Raw genomic sequence first — 21,273 nt, forward strand, 5'->3', positions numbered from 1 at the left:
GGCCGGAGGCGGGCGTCACGCGACGACCCGCAGGATCTCTTCGACGCTGGTGAGGCCGAGCTTGGCCTTCTCCCAGCCGTCCTGACGCAGGCTCAACATGCCCTGCTCGCGGGCGACCCGGCCGATCTCGGCACTGGACGCGCGGCTCACCGCGAGCCGCTCGATGTCCTCGGAGACGCTCATCACCTCGTGCAGGGCGATGCGGCCGCGGTACCCGGTGTTGGAGCACTGCTGGCAGCCGACGGGCTGGTACACCGTCGGGTTCTCGTCGGGCTCGACCCGGAACTTCAGGTGCGCGAGCTGCAGCGGCGAGTAGGCCGTGGGCGTCTTGCACCGGTCGCAGAGCCGGCGCGCGAGGCGTTGGGCGACCACGCAGTCGATCGCCGACCCGACCAGGAACGGCTCGATGCCCATCTCGGTGAGCCGCGTGATGGCGCTCGGTGCGTCGTTGGTGTGCAGGGTGCTCAACACGAGGTGGCCGGTGAGGGACGCCTCGATGGCGATCTGCGCCGTCTCGTGGTCGCGGATCTCGCCCAGCAGCACGACGTCGGGGTCGGACCGCAGGATGCTGCGCAGCGCGCTCGCGAAGGTCAGGCCCGCCTTGGGGTTGACCTGCACCTGGTTGATGCCCTTCATGCGGTACTCGACCGGGTCCTCGACCGTGATGACGTTGATCTCGGGACGCGCCACGGCGTTGAGCGTCGTGTACAGCGTCGTCGACTTGCCCGACCCCGTGGGGCCGGTGACGAGGATCATGCCGTAGGGCTTCGAGTACGACTCGGCGTAGACGTCGAAGTTGCGCTCGAGCAGGTTGAGGTCGCGCAGGCTCATCGACGTGTTCGAGTTGTCGAGGATCCGCATGACGACCTTCTCGCCCCACACGGTCGGCAGCGTCGCCACCCGCAGGTCGATCTGACGGCCGCCGTGGCGCACCGACATGCGACCGTCCTGCGGCTTGCGTCGCTCGGCGATGTCGATCTCGCTCATGATCTTGAGACGCGAGATGACGCCGTTCTGGATCGCCTTCGGTGCCGGCTGCATCTCGTGCAGCACGCCGTCGATGCGGTAGCGGATGCGCACGTCGGTCTCGGACGGCTCGATGTGGATGTCCGAGGCGTGGTCGGTGATGGCCTGGCTGACGAGCAGGTTGACGAACCGCACGATCGGCACGTCGTCGTCCGGGCCGTCCGTGATGTCGGCCGTCGCCTCGTGGGCCTTCTCCTCCTCGAGGGTCGACGTGAGGTCGTTGAGCTCGTCGTCGGCTCGCAGGTACCGGTCGATCGCGGCCCGCAGGTCGTTCTTCTCGGCGACGACGGGGTCGACGCCCATGCGCAGGCCCGCGCGGACGTCGTCGATGGCGAACACGTCGCCGGGGTCCTCCATGGCCAGGATCAGCGCCCCGTCGCGCACCCCGATCGGCAGCACCTTGTGGCGGCGGCAGACGGCCGCGGGCACCATCGTCACGGCCGACCGGTCGACCGGGTAGTCGATCAGCTCGACGAAGTCGAGGTCGGCGGCGGTCGCCCGGGCACGGGCCACCTGCATCTCGGTGACGACCCCTCGCGACAGCAGGTCGCGGATGGACGCCTCCTCTTCGGCCGGGCCGCGCGGGATCACGTCGAGCTGCTCGATCGGCAACAGCCCGTGCAAGATCAGGATCTCGGTCATGGAAGCCACGCGTACCTCCTCGGAAGTACAGGGCCTCGGGGGTAGGACGACGAGGCCGTTCGACGCTCGGGGTCGGGACCGAGCTTGCCTCACGCTACGGCCGGGGCGTCGTCGCCGACACGTCCCAGAGCGGGTGCCCCTCGAAGGGGTGCGCCGGTCGACGGTCGACTGCGGGCGGGGCGGGGTGGTCGGATCGCGGGGGCGCGTCGGGGCGGGTCGGGTCGGGTCGGGTCGGGTCGGGTCGACCTCAGTAGGCGCGGACCACCGTGGCGGATCGCCTCGCGGCCACGAACCCGGCCCGGTCGTAGAGGCCCAGGGCGCCCGTCGGGCTCGCCGAGTCGACGTCGAGCACGGCCACCTCGAGCCCCTCGGCGACGTGGGCCCTCAGGGTCGACGCGAGCAGGGACTGCGCGAGGTGCCGCCCCCGCCAGGCGCGTCGGACGCCGACGTACTCGACGTACGCGCACGGCCGACCGAGGGCGGCCCAGTCCTCGGGGTCGACGTCGCTCAGCACGAACGCGACCACCTGCTCGTCGGCCCGGGGGTCGTCGAGCGGACGCGCCACGGCGAGCAGGGAGAGGTCCTGCCGGAACGTGCTGGCGTCGACCATGCGGCCCCAACGCTCCTCACTCGTCGGCTGGCTGCCCCAGTGGTCGCGGAACGCGTCGTTGCGGGCCTGACGCGTCGCCTCGATCAGGTCGTCGGTCATCGTGACCAGGCGGACGGCCGGGTCGAGCGTGACGTCGACGATCGGTTCGGCGAGGTCGCGTCGCAGCTCGGTCCACCACCGCACCTCGTCGTAGCCGGCTCGGCGGAACGCCGCCCGCGAGGCACGGGCGTCCTCCTCGACGTCGGTCACGAGACCGGCCGGCAGCACCTCGTCGCAGGTGGCCAGGTGCTGCTCGCCCCGGGACCGCTGCCAGTCGAGCAGCCGACGGCCGAGGCCCTCACCACGACGTCGGGGGTCGACACCGCCGACGACCCCCACCCGCGCGAGGCTGATCCGGGTCGGGGAGAGGTGGCTGAGGCCCCAGGCGACGAACTGCCCGTCGACGTCGACCCCGACGATGCTGTCACGCCCGAGGTCGATGCCGGGCGAGGTGAGGTCGTCGCGCACGACCTCGAGCGAGCGGCCCCGGTCGGGGTGGTCGACGGCACCGATGCGGGCGCAGAGCGCGTGCAGGGGCACGAGGTCGTCGAGGGTCAGCGGCCGCCAGGTGACGCCCGCGACGGACTCGGGCGGTGCCACCCGGGCGGGTGCCGTCACCCGTTCTCGGACGGGCCGGTCGGCCGAGCCGACGGCGACGCCGTCGGCGGCCTCACCCCGGGCGACGACCACCGGGGTCGAGGTGGTCGGTGCCCCGGCAGCAGCGATCTCGGCGGCAGCGGTCTCGGTCGGCTGGTCGTCAGGCATCCGTCCATCCTGCCGGGCCGGACGCCCTCGTCGCCTCAGCCGGACGGCGGAGCGATGTCGTCGACCGGCACGGGGCACGGGTCCCACGACGACGAAGGGCCCCGGTCCGCACGAGGTGCGGGACGGGGCCCTTCGAGGTGAGGCCTTCGGGAGGCGCGGTGCGGGTCAGACCCTCACCGCACCTCCGTCAGTCGCTCAGTTGTAGGTGCCGGGCGTGAAGTCGTCCGACGAGAACGAGTCGAAGTCGACGAAGCTCAGGTCCGCCTCGTTGAACGACGCGTCATCGGTGAAGACGCGGTTGGGGTACCGCTCGGCCTTCGCCTCCTCGGTCGCCTCGACCGACACGTCGCGGTAACGCGACAGGCCGGTGCCCGCGGGGATGAGCTTTCCGATGATGACGTTCTCCTTCAGACCGACCAGCGGGTCGCTCTTGCCCTCCATCGCCGCCTGCGTCAGGACGCGGGTCGTCTCCTGGAAGGACGCGGCCGACAGCCACGACTCGGTCGCCAGCGAGGCCTTCGTGATGCCCATGACCTCTTGACGAGCGGACGCGGTCCGCTTGCCCTCGGTCAGTGCCGCACGGTTGATCTCGTTGTACTTCGACCGGTCGACGAGCTCACCGGGCAGCAGGTCGGTGTCGGCGTGGTCGACGACGGTGACCTTGCGGAGCATCTGACGGACGATGACCTCGATGTGCTTGTCATGGATCGGCACGCCCTGCGAGCGGTAGACGTCCTGGACGCCGCCCACGAGGTGCTGCTGCACCGCACGGACGCCCTTCACGCGAAGGACCTCCTTCGGGTCGACCGCACCGGCGATGATCTGCTCACCGAGCTCGACGTGCTGACCGTCCTCGACGAGGAGGGTCGAGCGCTTGAGCACGGGGTAGATCACTTCTTCGTCGCCGTTGTCGGGCTGCAGGATGACGCGGCGGGCCTTGTCGGTGTCCTCGATCGTGATGCGACCGGCCGAGTCGGCGATCGGGGACGCACCCTTGGGCGTGCGGGCCTCGAACAGCTCGGTCACGCGGGGCAGACCCTGCGTGATGTCGTCGGCCGAGGCCGAACCACCGGTGTGGAAGGTGCGCATCGTCAGCTGCGTGCCGGGCTCACCGATCGACTGGGCCGCGATGATGCCGACGGCCTCACCGATGTCGACCAGGTTGCCGGTGGCCAGCGAACGGCCGTAGCACTGCGCGCAGACGCCGACCGCGGCCTCGCAGGTGAGGACGGAGCGGACCTTGATGGTCTCGACCCCGGCCGCCACGAGCTCGTCGATCAGCACGTCTCCGACGTCGGCGCCGGCCTCGGCCAGCACCGTGCCCTGGGCGTCGACCGCGGCGGCCGCGAGCGACCGGGCGAACACGGTGTTCTCGACGGTCGCGTCGCGCACCATGACGCCGTTGGCGTCGGGTGCGGCGATCGGCATCTCGAGTCCACGCGAGGTGCCACAGTCGTCCTCACGGATGATGACGTCCTGCGACACGTCGACGAGACGACGGGTCAGGTACCCCGAGTCGGCCGTACGGAGGGCCGTGTCGGCCAGGCCCTTGCGGGCACCGTGCGTCGCGATGAAGTACTCGGCCACCGACAGACCCTCGCGGTACGACGAGATGATCGGGCGGGGGATGATGTCACCCTTCGGGTTGTTCACCAGGCCTCGCATGCCGGCGATGTTGCGCACCTGCAGCCAGTTACCACGAGCACCCGACGTCACCATGCGGTTGATGGTGTTGTCGACCGGGAAGTTCGACCGCATCTCGGCGGCGACCTCGTTCGTGGCCTCCGTCCAGATCTTGATCAGGTCGGCACGACGCTCGGCGTCGGAGATGAGGCCCTTGTCGAACTCGGACTGCACCGCCGCGGCCTGCTTCTCGTAGCCCGCGACGATCTCGGGCTTGCGGGGAGGCGTGAGCACGTCGGACAGCGCCACGGTGACACCCGAACGCGAGGCCCAGTAGAAGCCCGCGTCCTTGATGTTGTCGAGGGCGGCCGCGACGGCGACCTTCGGGTAGCGCTCGGCGAGGTCGTTGACGATCGTCGAGAGCATGCCCTTGTCGGTCACCTGCTGCACGAACGGGTAGTCCGCCGGCAGGTTCTCGTTGAAGAGCGCGCGACCGAGGGTCGTCTCGAGCAGGATGTCCTGCCCGACCTCGTAGCCCTCGGGAGCCTCGCCCTCGGCGAAGTGCACGCCGTTCATGCGGATCTTGACCATCGCGTTGAGGTCGAGCGAGCCCTGGTCCTTCGCGAGGATCGCCTCGGCGACCGACGAGAAGGCACGGCCTTCGCCCTCGGCACCCTCGGTGACCGTCGTGAGGTAGTGCAGGCCGATGATCATGTCCTGCGCGGGCAGGGTCACCGGGCGACCGTCGGACGGCTTCAGGATGTTGTTCGACGCGAGCATCAGGATGCGCGCCTCGGCCTGGGCCTCGACGGACAGCGGCAGGTGCACGGCCATCTGGTCACCGTCGAAGTCGGCGTTGAACGCCGCGCAGACGAGCGGGTGCAGCTGGATGGCCTTGCCCTCGACCAGCTGGGGCTCGAACGCCTGGATGCCGAGACGGTGCAGCGTGGGCGCACGGTTCAGCAGCACGGGGCGCTCGCGGATGATCTCTTCGAGGACGTCCCAGACCTGCGGGCGCGAACGCTCGACCATGCGCTTGGCCGACTTGATGTTCTGAGCGTGGCTCAGGTCGATCAGGCGCTTGATGACGAACGGCTTGAACAGCTCGAGGGCCATCTGCTTGGGCAGACCGCACTGGTGCAGCTTGAGCGTCGGGCCGACGATGATGACCGAGCGACCCGAGTAGTCGACGCGCTTGCCGAGCAGGTTCTGGCGGAAGCGACCCTGCTTTCCCTTGAGCATGTCGCTCAGGGACTTCAGGGCGCGGTTGCCGGTGCCGGTGACGGGGCGACCACGACGGCCGTTGTCGAACAGGGCGTCGACGGCCTCTTGCAGCATGCGCTTCTCGTTGTTCACGATGATCTCGGGGGCACCGAGGTCGAGCAGGCGACGGAGGCGGTTGTTCCGGTTGATCACGCGACGGTAGAGGTCGTTCAGGTCGCTGGTCGCGAAGCGGCCACCGTCGAGCTGCACCATCGGGCGCAGCTCGGGCGGGATGACCGGGACGACGTCGAGGACCATGGCGGCCGGCGAGTTGCCGGTGGCCAGGAACGAGCTGACGACGCGCAGGCGCTTGATGGCGCGGATCTTCTTCTGACCCTTGCCCTCGGAGATCTGCAGGTGGAGGTTCTCGGCCTCGGTGGTGAGGTCGAAGGCCTCGAGGCGCTTCTTGATCGCCTCGGCGCCCATGTGGGCCTCGAAGTAGATGCCGAAGCGGTCCTGCAGCTCGTGGAAGACGGCGTCCTCGGGCTTGAGGTCGCCGACCTTGAGGTTGCGGAAGTCCTCCCACACGCGCTCGAGGCGGTTGATGTCCTCGTCGAACGACTTGCGGGTCTGCGACATCTCCTTCTCGGCGCCGTCCTTCGCACGACGCTTCTGGTCGCTCTTCGCGCCTTCCTCCTCGAGGACGGCCAGGTCGTCCTCGAGCTTCTTCAGGCGGTCGGCGATGCGCGTGTCGCGCTGCGACTCGAGCTGCTTGATCTCGAGACGGAGCTCGTTCTCGAGCCCGGGCATGTCGGCGTGACGGCCCTCTTCGTCGATCGAGATGACCATGTAGGCCGCGAAGTAGATGACCTTCTCCAGGTCTTTCGGGGCCATGTCGAGCAGGTAGCCCAAGCGCGAGGGGACACCCTTGAAGTACCAGATGTGCGTGACGGGGGCGGCGAGCTCGATGTGGCCCATGCGCTCACGACGCACGGACGACTTCGTGACCTCGACGCCGCAGCGCTCGCAGACGATGCCCTTGAAACGGACGCGCTTGTACTTGCCGCACGCGCACTCCCAGTCACGCGAGGGCCCGAAGATCTGCTCTCCGAAGAGGCCGTCCTTCTCGGGCTTCAGCGTGCGGTAGTTGATGGTCTCCGGCTTCTTGACCTCACCGTGCGACCAGGCGCGGATGTTCTCGGCAGTGGCGAGGCCGATCCGCAGCTCATCGAAAGTTGTTGCTTCGATCAAAATTTAATCCCTTGTCAGATGTATCGACGTGTCGTTGTGGGAAGGGGGCTTAGATCTCGTCGACGTTCGACGATTCGAAGCGGGAGGAGATGTTGATGCCGAGCTCTTCGGCGGCACGGAAGACCTCGTCGTCCGTGTCGCGCAGGCTGACCGTCTGGCCGTCGGCCGAGAGGACCTCGACGTTCAGGCAGAGCGACTGCATCTCTTTGATGAGGACCTTGAAGCTCTCGGGGATGCCGGGCTCCTGGATGTTCTCGCCCTTGACGATGGCTTCGTACACCTTCACGCGGCCGAGGATGTCGTCCGACTTGATGGTCAGGAGCTCTTGCAGCGCGTACGCGGCGCCGTAGGCCTCGAGGGCCCAGACCTCCATCTCGCCGAAGCGCTGGCCACCGAACTGCGCCTTCCCACCCAGCGGCTGCTGCGTGATCATCGAGTACGGGCCCGTCGAACGAGCGTGGATCTTGTCGTCGACGAGGTGGTGCAGCTTCAGGATGTACATGTAACCGACCGAGATCGGGTTGGGGAACGGCTCACCCGAGCGACCGTCGAACAGTCGCGCCTTGCCGGACGAACCGATCAGGCGCTCGCCGTCGCGGGTCGGCAGGGTCGAGTCGAGCAGACCCTCGATCTCGCGCTCGGCGGCACCGTCGAACACCGGGGTGGCGACCTTCGTGCCGGGAGCGGCGCTGAGCGCCTCTTCCGGCAGGTTCTTCGCCCACTCCTGGATGCCCTCGACGTTCCAGCCCTGCGCGGCGATCCACCCGAGGTGGATCTCGAGCACCTGGCCGAAGTTCATGCGGCCGGGCACGCCGAGCGGGTTGAGGATGATGTCGACGGGGGTGCCGTCGGCGAGGAAGGGCATGTCCTCGACGGGGAGGATCGTCGAGATGACGCCCTTGTTGCCGTGACGACCGGCGAGCTTGTCACCCGCGGTGATCTTGCGCTTCTGGGCGATGAACACGACCACGCGCTGGTTGACGCCCGAGCCGAGCTCGTCGTCGCCGTCCTGCGAGTCGAACACCTTGACGCCGATGACCGTTCCCTGCTCGCCGTGGGGCACCTTCAGGGACGTGTCGCGGACCTCGCGGCTCTTCTCGTTGAAGATCGCGCGCAGCAGGCGCTCTTCGGCGCTGAGCTCGGTCTCGCCCTTCGGCGTGACCTTGCCCACGAGGATGTCGCCGGGGCGCACCTCGGCACCGATGCGGATGATGCCGCGCTCGTCGAGGTCGGCCAGCAGGTCGGGGCTGACGTTGGGGAGGTCACGGGTGATTTCCTCCTTGCCGAGCTTCGTGTCGCGGGCGTCGACTTCGTACTCTTCGATGTGGATCGAGGAGAGCGTGTCGTCCTTCACGAGGTTCTGCGACAGGATCATCGCGTCCTCGTAGTTGTAGCCCTCCCACGGCATGAACGCGACGAGCAGGTTCTTGCCGAGCGCGAGCTCGCCGTTCTCGGTCGCGGGACCGTCGGCGATGACCTCGCCGACCTCGACGCGCTGGCCGGCGTCGACGATCACGCGGTGGTTGTAGCTGGCGCCCTGGTTCGAGCGGTCGAACTTGCGCAGGTAGTAGTCCTGCGTGCCGCCGTCGTCGAGCTGCACGGTGACGACGTCGGCCGACACCTCGGAGACCACGCCCGCGGCGTCGGCGGTGACGACGTCACCGGCGTCGATCGCGGTGTAGCCCTCCATGCCGGTGCCGACGAGGGGGCTCTCGCTGCGGACGAGCGGGACGGCCTGACGCTGCATGTTGGCACCCATGAGGGCGCGGTTCGCGTCGTCGTGCTCGAGGAACGGGATCAGCGACGTGGCCACCGACACCATCTGGCGCGGCGAGACGTCCATGTAGTCGACCTCGGCCTTGTCGACGAGCTCGACCTCGCCGCCCTTCTTGCGGACGAGCACCTTGTCGTCGACGAAGTCGAAGGAGTCGTTCAGGGGCGCGTTCGCCTGGGCGACGACGTAGTCGTCCTCTTCGGAGGCGGTGAGGTAGTCGATCGTCGTGGTGACGTTGCCCTTGTTCACGCGACGGTACGGCGTCTCGATGAAGCCGAACGAGTTGATGCGGGCGAAGGACGCCAGCGAACCGATCAGACCGATGTTCGGGCCTTCAGGGGTCTCGATCGGGCACATGCGGCCGTAGTGCGAGGGGTGGACGTCGCGGACCTCGACGCCGGCACGCTCACGCGACAGACCACCGGGGCCGAGCGCGCTGAGGCGACGCTTATGCGTCAGACCCGAGAGCGGGTTGTTCTGGTCCATGAACTGCGACAGCTGCGAGGTGCCGAAGAACTCCTTGATCGCGGCGACGACGGGGCGCACGTTGATCAGGGTCTGCGGCGTGATCGCCTCGATGTCCTGCGTGGTCATGCGCTCGCGGACGACGCGCTCCATGCGCGACAGACCGGTGCGGACCTGGTTCTGGATCAGTTCGCCGACCGCGCGGATGCGACGGTTGCCGAAGTGGTCGATGTCGTCGACGTCGAGGCGCAGCTGGACGGGCTCGCCGTCGCGCGTGCCGTTCATCGTCTTCTCTTCGGCGTGCAGCGAGACCAGGTACTTGATCGTCGCGACGATGTCGTCGACGGTCAGGACCGAGTCGCCGAGCGGCGCGTCGATGCCCAGCTTGCGGTTGATCTTGTAGCGACCCACCTTCGCCAGGTCGTAGCGCTTGTGGTTGAAGTAGAAGTTGTCGAGGAGCGCACGCGCGGCCTCGGCGGCGACCTGCTCGCCCGGACGCAGCTTGCGGTAGATGTCCTTGAGCGCCTCTTCCTTCGTGAGGATGGCGTCCTTCTCGAGGGTCGCCTCGATCGAGGCGAAGCCCTTGAACTCCTCCATGATCTCTTCGCTCGTCAGGCCCAGGGCCTTGAGGAAGACGGTGACGCTCTGCTTGCGCTTGCGGTCGATGCGCACGCCGACCTGGTCGCGCTTGTCGATCTCGAACTCGAGCCAGGCACCACGGCTCGGGATGACGCGTGCCGAGTAGATGTCCTTGTCGCTGGTCTTGTCGGACGCGCGCTCGAAGTAGACGCCCGGGCTGCGGACGAGCTGCGAGACGACGACGCGCTCGGTGCCGTTGATGATGAACGTGCCCCGCTCGGTCATGAGGGGGAAGTCGCCCATGAAGACCGTCTGGGTCTTGATCTCACCGGTGAGGTGGTTCATGAACTCGGCGTTCACGTAGAGGGGCGCGGCGTAGGTCTTGCCACGCTCTTTGCACTCGTCGATCGTGTACTTGGGCTCTTCGAGCTCGGGAGCCGTGAACGAGAGCTGCATGGTCTCGCCGAGGTCCTCGATCGGCGAGATCTCCTCGAAGATCTCTTCCAGGCCCGAGTGGAGGGCCAGGTCGGTGCGACCCTGCTCGGTCGCCTCGGCGAGGCGGTCCTTCCAGATGTCGTTGCCGACGAGCCAGTCGAAGCTCTCGGTCTGCAGCGCCAGGAGGTCGGGGACCGTCAGCGTGTCGGTGATCTTGGCGAACGAGAGCCGCGATGCGTTGCGACCGTTCTTGGGTGAATTGGTGGATGCGTTGTTCGCAGCAGCCAAGGAAGTAACCTCCGTGGACCCCGTCGGGTCATCACTGTCGGACAGTATGTGGTGAGTGTGTGAACGGCCCTACCCGGCGGACACCATCCACCCCGCCGTCATATTCGGGGGTGGGTGTCTCGAGACGTTGTCGACCGCAATATGACGACAGGACGCACGGGGAGCGCAAAGGTCCATACTAGGTCGCCCCGGACACGCCTGGCAAGCCCTGTCGTTGACCTTTCGCTCGAGCTTCGGTATAACCCGGGCGCATGCACAGGCGATCCCCGGGATCGTGGGCCGCGCGCGCCTCCTGGTCCCGGTGATGGGAGGCTGGAGGCATGGCCGCACAGCACGACGAACCGCCCGTCGAGATCTCGATCGGGGCGGGCCTCGCCCGCGTGGACGAGGACCGGCACCGCCCGGGCTCGTACACGCTCGTCGTCGACGGCACGCCCCAGTCGCACGTCGACCTCGACGACCCGACGCACCTGGCGTTCGAGTACGTCCGACGGATCGGCCACGCCGTCGACTTGCTGCCCGAGGGGCCGGTCACGGCGCTCCACCTCGGGGCGGGTGCCCTCACCCTGCCCCGCTACGTCGAGGCCACCCGACCGGGCTCGCGCCAGCAGGTGATCGAGCTCGAGGCCGACCTCGTGGCCCTGGTGCGCGAGACCCTGCCGCTGCCGCGCGGCGCGTCGATCCGGGTGCGCTACGGCGACGCCCGCGAGGTGATGGTCAAGCTGCCCGCGGGGCTCCGCGGCACGGTCGACCTGCTGATCGTCGACGTGTTCGGCGGGTCGCAGATCCCGGCGCACGTGACCTCGCTCGAGTTCTACGCGGCGGCGGCCGAGTTCCTGTCGCCGACCGGCATGCTGATCGTCAACTCGGCCGACGGCGCGGGGCTGGCCTTCGCCCGGGGGCAGGCGTCGACGCTCGCGACCGTCTTCGACCACGTCGTCGCGGTCGCCGACCCCGCCACGCTCAAGGGTCGCCGCTTCGGCAACGTCGTGCTGATCGGCTCGCACTCACCGCTGCCGACCGATCGCATGCCCCGGCTCTACTCGTCGGACCCGCTGCCGGCGAAGGTCGTCCACGGCCGCGAGCTGCGCGACTTCGTCGCCGGGGCGCCCGTCGTCACCGACGCGACGGCCGTTCCCTCGCCCGAGCCGTCGCGGAGCGTGTTCGGGGCGCGCTGACCGCCACCGCACGGGGCCGGGCGACGGGCGACGGGCGCGGGCCTACTGGTCGGCGCGGGGCGCGGGGGCGCCGAGGGCGGCGCGCAGGCGGGCCTCGGCGTCGTCGGGGGCCTTGGCCGCCTCGACGTTGGCCTCGGTCACGGCCTTGATGACCTCTTCGCGCTGGATCTTGACCCCGCGCGGTGCGTCGATGCCGATGCGCACGCCGTCGCCACGGGAGTCGAGCACCGTGATGACGATGTCGTCGCCGATCACGATGCGTTCTCCGACCTTGCGTGTCAGCACCAGCATCGGGCCAGCTTACCGAGCGGGCGGCCGTCGGTGACGACGACAGGCAGGAGGCGCGGGTCGGCCGCCGGGGGACGCGTCGGCCACGGGGCACCACCGCGGCAGGACGACGACCGCGGGAGGCGCGGCTCAGCGGCCCGCGCCTCCTTCGCGCCAGCCCACCGGCACGCCGAGCAGGTGCACCGTGCCCGGGGTCGCCGTGTCGTCCTCGCCGACCACCGCGGCCGCGACCACGGGCGCGACCGCTCGGACGGCCTCGACCCAGCGGGCCGTGTCGTCGTGCTTGCGTCCGACGTCGACCGCGACCCACACCTGGTCGGCCGCGATCGCCTCGAGGGCGGCGGGGGCGGCGGCGTCCCAGGCGAGCGCGGTCACGACGGCCGAGTTCTCGTGCACGCCGGTCGCCCGGGCCAGGATGCCGCTGCGGCGGTCGGACACGTCGACCGAGCGCAGCCCGAACGTCGACGCCATCTGGGCGGCCACGCGGAACGCATCGCCGGGGCGGCCGACCACGACGACGAGGTCGCCTGCCCCGCGCGACACGTCGGGGGCGGCCGGCACACCCGGGGTGGCGACGGCCCGGGCCTGCGCGGCGAGGGCGTCGGCGGCGGCCGCGAGCGAGGCGGCCGTGCGCCGGGGAGCGGCCCCGTGCGGCGCGTCGGGGTCGGCGGCGTCACCGTCGGCCGGGGCGGCGGCACCGGTGCCCGCGGCTGCGGCACCGGCAGCTGCGGCAGCACCGGCCGCCGGCGCGATGCCGTTGAAGGTGAGGTCGTCCATGATCGAGGCGAAGGCGTCGGTTCGCGTCGACACGTCGGCCGGGGGCGAGACCGGCACCGCACCTCCCGGGGTCGAGTCGGTCGACGCCGCGGCAGGGCTGGACGCCCCGCCCGCGGCGGCGGCCGCCCGAGCGGCACGGCGGGGGCTCACCGGCGTGGCCGACCCGGTCAGCACGTCGTCGAACCCGTCGCGCACGGGGGCGCTCGACGCGGCCGCGTCACCCGGGGCCATCGACGCCGACCACGCGGCCCGGGGCGCGGGCGTCCCCGCGCGCAGGGCGTCCTCGGCCTCGTCGGCCGAGGCCAGCAGCGCCGCGATGCCCGCCCGCTCGGCCGGCACCGGCGTCGTGATGCGCACACGGGCGACGGGCAGGTCGATCGCGGGGTCGGGCACCTCGACGGTGACCTCGTAGTGCTTGCGGGCGAAGAAGCCCGCGACTCCCCCGACGGTGACCTTCTGGGCGGCGACGATGCGCGCCGAGGCGCCGTGGGTCGCCCGCACCTCGCGGCGCAGCTCGTCGAGCGAGTCGCCGGTCATGACGATCGTGGTCGCCATCTCAGGCCACGATCGAGTCGGTCGCGCGGACGACGCCGACGGTCTCGATGGTCGACCCGGCGGCGGTGGCCTCCTGGTACGAGAGCACGGGCAGGCCGTTCTGCTGGGCCGAGACGAGCCGGTGGATCGCCGGTCGCAGCGCCGGCGCGCAGACGAGCACCGCGCCGAGCCCCTGCGCCTCGACCGCCTGCACGGCCTCGCGCAGCGACCCGAGCACCTGCTCGACCCGGTGGCCGTCGAGCAGGATCTGGGTGCCCTGGTCGCTCGGCCGCAGCCCCTCGAGCATCGACTGCTCGAGCGTGGGGTCGATCATGATGACCCGCAGCACGCGCCCGTCGAGGTACTGCGCCGTGAGCGCGGGGCCCAGGGAGGCGCGGGCCGCCTCGACGAGTCCCTCCGGGTCGGTCGACACCTTCGCCCGCAGCGTCAGCCCTTCGCAGATGCGGGCGAGGTCGTTGATCGGGATGCGCTCGGCGAGCAGCCCCTGCAGCACGCGCTGCAGCTCGGCGAGCGAGAGCATGCTCGGCACGAGGTCGTCGACGGCGGGTGCGTTGACCTGCTTGACGCCCTCGGTGAGCACGCGGACGTCCTCGCGGGTGAGCAGGCGGGCGGCGTTGTCGGCGATGATCGACGACAGGTGGGTGACGAGCACCGAGACGCGGTCGATCACGGTCGCGCCGGTCATCTCGGCGCTGTGCCGCATCTCGGCGGGCACCCACTTGCCGGCCAGGCCGAAGACGGGCTCGACCGTGGCGGTGCCGGGCAGGCCGTCGAGCTGGTCGCCGAGGGCGAGCACCGAGCGGGCCGGGGCCTGGCCGCGGCCCGCCTCGACGCCCGCGATGCGGATCGAGTACGTCGCGGGCGGCAGGTCGACGCTGTCGCGGGTGCGGACCGGCGGCACGACGATGCCGAGGTCGACGGCGATCTTGCGCCGCAGCGCCTTGACCCGGCCGAGCAGGTCGTCCGAGCCGCCGCCGACCATGTCGACCAGGTCGGGCGCCAGCAGGATCTCGAGGGCGTGCACCCGCATCTGCTCGAGCAGGTCGTCGGTCGTGTCGGTGGGGGCGACGACCGCCGCCTGCTGTTCTGCGAGGGCCGCGCGCGCCTCCTCGGCCTTCGCGGCGACGCCGAGCCGGTAGGCGACGACGAGCAGGGCGCCGCCGATCAGGAGGAAGGCGACGATCGGCATGCCGGGGATGAACCCCATGCCGATCGCGGCGACGCCCGCGACGGCGAGCGCGATGCGCGACTGCCCGAGCTGCGACGCGGCCTGGGCGCCCATCTCGGTGTCGGCTCCGGAGCGGGTGACGATCATGCCGGTCGAGACGGCCATCAGCAGGGCGGGGATCTGGGTGGTGAGGCCGTCGCCGATGGTGAGCAGGCCGTAGTGCGACAGGGCGTCGCCGATGGCCATGCCGTTCTGCAGGGCGCCGATCGCGATGCCGCCGACCAGGTTGATGATGATGATGATGATGCCGGCGATGGCGTCGCCCTTGACGAACTTCGAGGCTCCGTCCATCGCGCCGTAGAAGTCGGCCTCGGCGCTGACGTCGGCGCGGCGCTGCTTGGCGACCTCGTCGGTGATCAGGCCGGCGTTGAGGTCGGCGTCGATCGCCATCTGCTTGCCGGGCATGGCGTCGAGGGTGAACCGCGCGCCCACCTCGGCCACGCGCTCGGCGCCCTTCGTGACGACCACGAACTGGATCACGACCAGGATCAGGAAGATCACCGAGCCGATGATGATCGAGCCGCTCACGGCGACGTGTCCGAACGCCGCGATGACGTCGCCCGCGTAGCCGTCGCCCAGGACGAGCCGGGTCGACGCGACGTTCAGCCCGAGGCGGAACAGCGTGGCGACGAGCAGCAGCGACGGGAACACCGAGAAGTCGAGCGGCTTCTTGACGAACAGCGTCGTCAGCAGGATCACCAGCGCCAACAGGATGTTGAGGATGATCAGCACGTCGAGCAGCGGCGCGGGCACCGGCACGACGAGCAGCAGCACGATGCCGACGATGCCGACCGGGACGGCGAGCTTGGGCAGGGTGGACTTCATCGGGTGCCTCCAGAGGTGGCGGGGCGGACGGAGCGGGAGGGCGCGGGAGGCGCGGTGCGGGAGGTCGCGGAGCCCGCGGCGGTCGCGGCGGTCGCGACCTCGCGGGCGATGCGGATGCGGCGGGGCACGGCGTCGGCCTCGAGCGACTCGGGGGCGAGGACGCCGGCGACCTCGTCGGCGGTCGTGACGCGAGGCGGGGTGTGCGTGCCGGTCAGCGTGCCGCGGGCCTTGAGCGCCATGACGAAGGTGAGCACGCGGGCGACCGGCGTGTAGAGGTCGACGGGGATCTCGTCGCCGAGCCCGCAGGCGGCGTGCAGGGCCCGGGTCAGCGGCACGTCGACGACGAGCGGCACGCCGTCTGCGCTGGCCTGCTCGCGGATGCGGGCCGCGACGGTGCCGGCGCCCTTCGCGACGACGCGCGGCGCCGACTTGCCGGGCTCGTACTTCACGGCGACGGCGTAGTCGGTCGGGTTGACCATGACGACGTCGGCGTCGGCGATGGCCCCGATCATGCGGTTGCGGCTCATCGCGAGCTGACGGGACCGCCGTTGCGACTTGACCAGGGGGTCGCCGTCGCTCGACTTGTTCTCGTCCTTGACCTCTTTCTTGGTCATGCGCGTCTTCTTGCGGTTGCGACGCATGACGACGAAGACGTCGGCGAAGGCCAGCAGCAGGCCGGCCGCGATCGCCGCCTTGATCAGGATGCCGGTGCCGGCCTCGGCCTCCTCGAGCACGGCCGAGACGCTGAGACCGCCGCCGCTCGTCAGCACGGGCATCAGGCCCTGGATCGCGAACCAGAGCACGAGGCCGACGACGGTCGTCTTGATGAGGGCCTTCGCGCCGTTCCAGAGCGCCTGCGTGCCGAAGGTGTTCTTCAGGCCGTTGAGCAGGTTGAACTGCTCGTAGTTGCCGGTCATGCGCTTGATGTGGACGCCGCCCTGCACGATCGCGGTGGCCAGCACGGCCACGCCGACCACGGCGAGCATCGGACCGATGGTGGCGGCCATCGACCCGGCGCCCTGCATCAGCTCGGTGACGACCGTCGACGAGTCGGGGTGCGCGATCGCCTGACGGATGGAGAAGATCTGGTCGACGCCGGCCGACGAGGCCCGCTCGATGGTGGACGGGATCATCACGGCAGCCGCGCCGACGCCCACCCAGGCGCTGAGGTCCTGCGACCGGGACAGCTGGCCCTTCGAGTGGACCTCCTTCATGCGCTTGTCGGTCGCGGCCTCCGAACGCTCGCCGGAATCGTCCGCCATGTCAGCCCACCCCCAGCAGCATGTCGGCGGCGTCGCCGGTCAGCGAGGCCACGACGCCGGGCAGCGCGAGGAACACGCCGCCGGCCAGCATGACCGTCATGAGGATCTTGAGCGGGAACCCCATCGCGTAGGCGTTGAGGGCGGGCGCGACGCGCGAGAGCAGGCCGAGGCCGACGTCGGCGAGGAACAGCACGACGCAGAGCGGCCCGGCGATCTGGATGGTCGAGAGGAAGAGCTGGCTGACGCCCGTGGTGAGCAGCTCGACCGGGTGGGTGAGGTCCATGCCGAGGCCGAGCGGGACGGCGTCGAACGAGCGGGTGAGCCCGCCGATGATCAGCTGGTAGCCCCCGGTCGCGAACATCAGCGCCAGCGCGGTCATCTGGAACAGGCGGGTGAACTGCGCGCCGTTGACCATCGACTGCGGGTCGAACGCCTGGGCGAGCGTGAAGCCGCCGAAGAGGTCGATCAGGCTGCCGGCCGCCTGCACCGCGGCGAAGGCGACGAACACCAGGAAGCCCAGGACGGCGCCGACGACGATCTCGAGGACGAGCGCCATGACGAAGGGGCCCGTCTCGAGCGAGACGTAGCCGGGTGCCACGCGAGGCGCGACGGCGAGCGCCAGGCCGATGCCGAGCATCGCCTTCACCCGCGCCGGGAACGCCCGGTACGAGAACGGAGGCGCGATGACGATGAACGCGGTCATGCGGACCGCGGCGAGCAGCGTGGCCTCGAGCCAGCTCAGGTCGAACGACACGGTCGCCCCTACCCGCCGCTGAGCAGCTGGGGGATGCGGTCGAACACCATGGTGGTGAACGACACCATCTCGCTGATCATCCAGTGGCCGGTGACGACGAGCGCGATGCCGACGGCGACGGCCTTCGGCACGAACGAGAGCGTGACCTCCTGGATCTGGGTGATCGACTGCAGCAGCGAGATCGCGAAACCCACCACGAGCGAGGTGATCAGCACGGGCGCGGCGAGCTTGCCCGTGATGATCAGGGCCTGCATCGAGAGGTCGAGGACGGCGTTGGAATCCATCAGGCACCCACCTGGTAGCTCTCGATGAGGCTCTTGATGATCAGGCCCCAGCCGTCGACGAGGACGAACAGCAGGATCTTGAACGGCAGCGAGATCATCACCGGCGGCAGCATCATCATGCCCATCGACATGAGGGCGGCGCTGACGACGAGGTCGATGACGAGGAAGGGGATGAAGATGACGAAGCCGATGATGAAGGCGGCGCGCAGCTCGCTGATCATGAACGACGGGATGAGCGTCAGCATGGGCACGTCGGCCTGGCTGTCGGGGTTCGGCTGGCCCGCCGACCGCGTCATCAGCGCGAGGTCCTCCTCGCGGGTGTGGGCGAGCATGAACTCGCGCAGCGGCGCGATGCCGGCGTCGATCGCGCCCTGCAGGTCGAGGCGGCCGTCGAGGTAGGGCTGCACGGCGTCCGTGTTGATGTGGGTCAGGATCGGAGCCATGATGAACAGGCTCAGGAACAGGGCCAGCCCGGCGAGCACCTGGTTCGGCGGGATCGACGGCAGCGCGAGCGCGTTGCGGGTCATCGCCAGCACCACGAAGATCTTCGTGAACGACGTCATCATGAGCAGCAGCGCCGGGGCGACGCTCAGCAGCGTGATGCCGATCAGCGTCACGACGGCCTGGCTCGGTGCCCCGTCGGGGCCGTTGATGTCGATGTTCAGGCCACCGGTGCCCGTGCCGTCGGACGTCGTCTGGTCGGTCTGGGTGAAGTCGGTGGGCGTCGTCCCGGTGGTGCCCTCGGTGCCGGTGCCGTCGGTGGCCGGGGCCGTGGGTGCGGTGGGGGCCGTCGGGGCGACCGGCGCGGCGTTGGCCTGCTGACCGATCAGCATGACGAGGGCCGACGCCATGACGAGCGCGAGCAGCGTCACGACGACCGCCCGCGCGAAGCGGGTGTCGGCGAAGCGGACCGGGGCCGCACCGACCACCGAGCGCCCGAGGGGGGCGCCGTGCAGGCCGTCGCGCACGGTCGGGCGGACGAGCTGACCGAGGGCGAGGACGAAGGAGGGGCGGGTCGAGGGGGCGGACGACCGACGGCCGGTCATCCGGCTCGTCCGCTGCGGAGGGCCGCTGCCGCCTGGCGCCACGTGTCGGGGGCCAGGATCGAGCCCTCGATCGACTTCGCGGTGCGACCGCGACCGCCGCGACGCTCGGCGAGGTCCCGGGGCCGCGAGGCGGCGGCCCGACGGGCGGCGCCGCGGGGGCGGAGCAACTCGGCGGGGGTGGTCTCGGCGAGGACGGCGTCGGCGGGGGTCGTGTCGACGGGACGGGCCGGCAGCCCGTCGCGGGCCGCGGCACCCTCGGCCGACAGGACGGACGCGAAGGCGACGGGCGCGATCGGGGTGACCCGCGCCTCCTGGGCCCCGGGCACGACCTCGTCGGTGCGCGGCTCGGGGACGAGCGTGAGGGCTCCGGCGTCGACCGGACGGTCGGCCGCGGCCAGCACGGTCACCGACGACTCGGTGACGCCGAGCACGAGGCGCTCGCCCTCGACGTCGACGACGACGACGCTCGCCTTCGCCCCGACGCCCTGACGGGCGACGACCGAGACCTGCGACGTGGCGCGGGTGCCCGCGCGACCGCCCTTCACCAGGCGCTTCTGCAGCACCCAGAGCAGGGCGAGGACCACGCCCAACGAGAGGACGACCCGCAGGCCGACGACGACGGTGTCCACGATCAGGCGATGCCGTCGGCGACGTCGAGGATCTTGGTGATGCGGACGGCGTAGTCCTGGTCGACGACGACGACCTCGCCGTGCGCGATCAGGCGGCCGTTGAGCAGCACGTCGGCGGGCGCACCGGCCGAGCGGTCGAGCTCGATGACGGCGCCGGGCTCGAGGCCGAGGACGTCGCGGACCGACATGCGGGTGCGACCGATCTCGACGGTGAGCGCCATCTCGACGTTGTTGATGCGGCCGAGGTTGCCGGTCGACACCGCACCCGCGCTCGGCACCGCCGACGACGGTCCGGCGATCGTGCCGGTCTCGCGCAGGCGCAGGGCGAACCAGCCGGCGGGCTGACCCGCGGCCGTCAGCTCGAAGACGACCGTCTCGGGGTCGGCGAGCAGGGCGTCGGCCGACTCGCGACGGCTCTCGCCGAGCACGCCGGTGCCGAGCACGCCGGTCGCCGCCTCGAGGGCGGGGCGCAGCACGTCCGAGACCGACACCAGGGGGTTGTCGGTCCCCGCGGCGGCGGCGAGCTGGTCCATGTCGGCCAGGACGACCGCCGTGTCGGCCGAGACCGAGCCGACGAACGACGTGACGACGACCGACGGGCCCGCGGCACGAAGACCGGAGGCGGACGCCGCGTCGACGGCCACGGCACGCAGCGGCGTGGGGGTCGGCAGCTGGGCGACCAGCGCCTCGGCCGCCGCGGTGTGCAGGGTGATGGTCGTGCCGGTCATGAGGTTCCTTCTTCGGTGCCGGTCAGGGAGGTGGAGACGACGATGCCGGCCAGCCGCGAGCCCGCGGCTCCGACGGCGGCACGCCCGACGGCCTGACCGTCGACGCTGATCTCGAGGGGCCGGTGCTGCGGGTGCGGCAGCGGCAGCAGGTCGCCGACGGCCAGCCCGAGCACGACGCTCGGCAGCACCGCGGCGGGGGCGAAGGTCAGCGAGACGCCGACCGGCACGGAGGCGAGCTGGGCGCCGAGCAGGTCGCGGGCGTCGGCGGCGTCGATCGTCGGGTTGGACTCGCCGAGCTGCGACAGCAACACGTCGGCGGGGATCGCGACCGTGCCGGGCGCGACGCGCTCGCCGACGCGGATCTCGAACGAGGCCACGATCATCAGGTCGGACTTCTGCGCGGCCTGGGCGAACTGCGAGTTGTACTGGAACCCGCCGACGCTGATCGGGTCGGCGAGCATCGTGCCGAACGAGTAGCGCAGGTCGTCGAGGGCGTCGTCCATCAGGCGGCGGACGAGGGCCTGCTCGACGGGGGTGAAGGTGCGCTCGGGCAGCGCCGTGGGCTTCACCGCGCCGAGCATGTGGCTGACCCAGGTCAGGGCGGCCGACGACGGGAACTGGATGACGGCCTTCGCCGAGACGCCCTCGAGCGCGCAGAGCACCATCGCGGTGGTCGCCGGCAGCGACGAGGCGTACTCGTCGTACGTGAGCATCTGCACCTGCTCGCAGGTGACCGACGACAGCACCCGCACCTTGGCGGTGAGCTGCGTGCCCCACTGCCGGGCGAAGGTGTCGAAGGCCAGCTCGAGGACGCGCGAGTGCTCGCGGGCGAGGGTGGTCGGGCGACGGAAGTCGTAGACCTCGACGGTCTTCTGCGGGCGCGCCGACGCACCGACCGTCACGGTCGTCGCGGTGCTGCCCGTCGGGGCGTCGAGGAGTGTCACGGACGGAGCTATCGGCCCACCCCACCTGAGCGTTAGCCCAGCATCACGCGTACCCCCCGTACTGGGTCGTCGGAG

15 protein-coding genes are annotated in these 21,273 nt (G+C 70.5%); 1 reads left to right on the forward strand and 14 read right to left on the reverse strand.

Annotated features, from left to right (window positions below):
- Positions 1 to 15: 15 nt before the first annotated feature.
- The 4 genes from AC3CCI_RS05580 to rpoB form a co-directional block, all read right to left on the reverse strand.
- The gene (locus tag AC3CCI_RS05580) at positions 16 to 1,677 is read right to left on the reverse strand and encodes a GspE/PulE family protein (RefSeq protein WP_354594926.1); all 1,662 of its coding nucleotides are present in this window, start codon (positions 1,675 to 1,677) and stop codon (positions 16 to 18) included.
- A 238-nt stretch (positions 1,678 to 1,915) separates the two neighbouring features.
- Positions 1,916 to 3,082: a GNAT family N-acetyltransferase gene (locus tag AC3CCI_RS05585; protein WP_488628358.1), complete on the reverse strand. Its 1,167-nt coding sequence runs from the start codon at positions 3,080 to 3,082 to the stop codon at positions 1,916 to 1,918.
- A 195-nt stretch (positions 3,083 to 3,277) separates the two neighbouring features.
- On the reverse strand, positions 3,278 to 7,159 hold the full coding sequence (locus AC3CCI_RS05590; protein ID WP_354594928.1) for a DNA-directed RNA polymerase subunit beta': 3,882 nt from the start codon (positions 7,157 to 7,159) through the stop codon (positions 3,278 to 3,280).
- Between the two features lie 49 nt (positions 7,160 to 7,208).
- Positions 7,209 to 10,700, reverse strand: coding sequence for a DNA-directed RNA polymerase subunit beta (gene rpoB / locus AC3CCI_RS05595; protein ID WP_354594929.1), 3,492 nt, complete (start codon positions 10,698 to 10,700; stop codon positions 7,209 to 7,211).
- 320 nt (positions 10,701 to 11,020) lie between these two features.
- On the opposite strand from rpoB, the gene AC3CCI_RS05600 reads away from it, so the two are divergent.
- On the forward strand, positions 11,021 to 11,878 hold the full coding sequence (locus tag AC3CCI_RS05600) for a spermidine synthase (protein WP_354594930.1): 858 nt from the start codon (positions 11,021 to 11,023) through the stop codon (positions 11,876 to 11,878).
- Between the two features lie 42 nt (positions 11,879 to 11,920).
- Here AC3CCI_RS05600 and csrA read toward each other — a convergent pair whose 3' ends face one another.
- The 10 genes from csrA to AC3CCI_RS05650 all read right to left on the reverse strand — a co-directional run bounded on the left by csrA (position 11,921) and on the right by AC3CCI_RS05650 (position 21,198).
- Positions 11,921 to 12,169 carry a carbon storage regulator CsrA gene (gene csrA / locus AC3CCI_RS05605; protein WP_043596512.1) on the reverse strand — a complete coding sequence of 83 codons (249 nt, stop codon included), beginning with the start codon at positions 12,167 to 12,169 and terminating at the stop codon, positions 11,921 to 11,923.
- Positions 12,170 to 12,295: 126 nt separating this feature from the next.
- Positions 12,296 to 13,498, reverse strand: coding sequence for a hypothetical protein (locus tag AC3CCI_RS05610; protein ID WP_488628359.1), 1,203 nt, complete (start codon positions 13,496 to 13,498; stop codon positions 12,296 to 12,298).
- Between the two features lies 1 nt (position 13,499).
- Positions 13,500 to 15,551 carry a flagellar biosynthesis protein FlhA gene (locus AC3CCI_RS05615; RefSeq protein ID WP_354594932.1) on the reverse strand — a complete coding sequence of 684 codons (2,052 nt, stop codon included), beginning with the start codon at positions 15,549 to 15,551 and terminating at the stop codon, positions 13,500 to 13,502.
- Positions 15,548 to 16,813 carry an EscU/YscU/HrcU family type III secretion system export apparatus switch protein gene (locus AC3CCI_RS05620; RefSeq protein ID WP_488628360.1) on the reverse strand — a complete coding sequence of 422 codons (1,266 nt, stop codon included), beginning with the start codon at positions 16,811 to 16,813 and terminating at the stop codon, positions 15,548 to 15,550. Before AC3CCI_RS05620 ends, AC3CCI_RS05615 begins: the two co-directional genes overlap by 4 nt.
- Before the next feature lies 1 nt (position 16,814).
- Positions 16,815 to 17,567 (reverse strand): flagellar biosynthetic protein FliR, encoded by a 753-nt coding sequence (locus AC3CCI_RS05625; RefSeq protein WP_354594934.1) that lies wholly within the window; start codon positions 17,565 to 17,567, stop codon positions 16,815 to 16,817.
- Positions 17,568 to 17,575: 8 nt separating this feature from the next.
- Positions 17,576 to 17,851 carry a flagellar biosynthesis protein FliQ gene (fliQ, locus tag AC3CCI_RS05630; RefSeq protein ID WP_123519563.1) on the reverse strand — a complete coding sequence of 92 codons (276 nt, stop codon included), beginning with the start codon at positions 17,849 to 17,851 and terminating at the stop codon, positions 17,576 to 17,578.
- On the reverse strand, positions 17,851 to 18,702 hold the full coding sequence (fliP, locus tag AC3CCI_RS05635; protein ID WP_488628663.1) for a flagellar type III secretion system pore protein FliP: 852 nt from the start codon (positions 18,700 to 18,702) through the stop codon (positions 17,851 to 17,853). Before fliP ends, fliQ begins: the two co-directional genes overlap by 1 nt.
- Positions 18,703 to 18,893: 191 nt before the next feature.
- The gene (locus AC3CCI_RS05640) at positions 18,894 to 19,526 is read right to left on the reverse strand and encodes a FliO/MopB family protein (RefSeq protein WP_488628361.1); all 633 of its coding nucleotides are present in this window, start codon (positions 19,524 to 19,526) and stop codon (positions 18,894 to 18,896) included.
- 2 nt (positions 19,527 to 19,528) lie between these two features.
- Positions 19,529 to 20,254: a flagellar motor switch protein FliN gene (gene fliN, locus AC3CCI_RS05645; RefSeq protein ID WP_354594937.1), complete on the reverse strand. Its 726-nt coding sequence runs from the start codon at positions 20,252 to 20,254 to the stop codon at positions 19,529 to 19,531.
- On the reverse strand, positions 20,251 to 21,198 hold the full coding sequence (locus tag AC3CCI_RS05650; protein ID WP_235491442.1) for a FliM/FliN family flagellar motor switch protein: 948 nt from the start codon (positions 21,196 to 21,198) through the stop codon (positions 20,251 to 20,253). Before AC3CCI_RS05650 ends, fliN begins: the two co-directional genes overlap by 4 nt.
- Between the last annotated feature and the right edge of the window lie 75 nt (positions 21,199 to 21,273).

The organism is Frigoribacterium sp. CF331 (genome assembly GCF_057787905.1).